The sequence below is a fragment of the Microbulbifer epialgicus genome, assembly GCF_041447265.1.
Taxonomy (GTDB): domain Bacteria; phylum Pseudomonadota; class Gammaproteobacteria; order Pseudomonadales; family Cellvibrionaceae; genus Microbulbifer; species Microbulbifer epialgicus.
The window spans coordinates 1-767 of record NZ_JBGMEK010000261.1; the positions used below are offsets into that span (position 1 = coordinate 1).

Annotated in this window: 2 protein-coding genes; one reads left to right on the forward strand and one right to left on the reverse strand. The window is 44.9% G+C overall.

Annotated features, from left to right (window positions below; translation table 11 throughout):
* Nucleotides 1-243, forward strand: a 243-nt coding sequence (locus ACCI49_RS24885) for an integrase core domain-containing protein (protein WP_371838516.1), incomplete at its 5' end; no start/stop codon positions are given.
* A 69-nt stretch (nt 244-312) separates the two neighbouring features.
* Here the strand turns inward: ACCI49_RS24885 and tnpA are convergent.
* A complete protein-coding gene (tnpA, locus tag ACCI49_RS24890) occupies nt 313-669 on the reverse strand; it encodes an IS200/IS605 family transposase (RefSeq protein ID WP_371841952.1) in 357 nt (118 codons plus the stop codon).
* Nucleotides 670-767: the final 98 nt, after the last annotated feature.

Consider the following 767-nt stretch of genomic DNA (forward strand, 5'->3'; position numbering starts at 1 on the left):
AGGCATCCACAAACCAACGGCATCTGTGAGCGCTTCCATAAAACCATTCTACAAGAGTTCTACCAGCCTTCATTACGCCGGAAGATCTATGGATCAATAGAAGAGTTACAAAAGGATCTGGACGAATGGCTCACATATTACAATAATGACCGTACCCATCAGGGTAAAAAGTGTTGTGGCCGCACTCCGATGGCAACACTTGAAGATGGAAAAAGCACCTGGAAGGAAAAACTCGTAAACTGAATTTGACCTGACAAAGCACCTTCTGAAAAACCGGTAACTGTCAGATCAAGTCTGAACTACTACAGCTAATTACAACCCCGCCAGTTGCATCTGCTCTTGACGACGCTCTTCAACCTCTTGATTCTTAATGTACTCTCTAATCATCTGCTCGTCGAACCCTACTGTACTTACGCAGTAGCCCCGAGCCCAAAAATGTCTTCCTGTATAATTTCTCTGTACATGCTTGTACCTCCGAAATATCTGAACCGCAGACTTCCCTTTCAGAAATCCAACCGTATTGGAAACACTGAACTTCGGAGGAATCATTAACAACATATGGATGTGATCCCTCATTGCGTACCCCTCGACCAACTCAATGCCCTTTTGACGGCATAAGTCTCGAAATATTGCTCCAATCTCCCGCCTCAGTGCGGTAGTGTTCAGAATTCTGTGTCATTTCTTTACCATTAACAAAAAAGAGGTGACCCATGACCAAACCAACTTTCGACATGGAAGCCGCTGTCAAGGCACTACGTGAAGGCAAG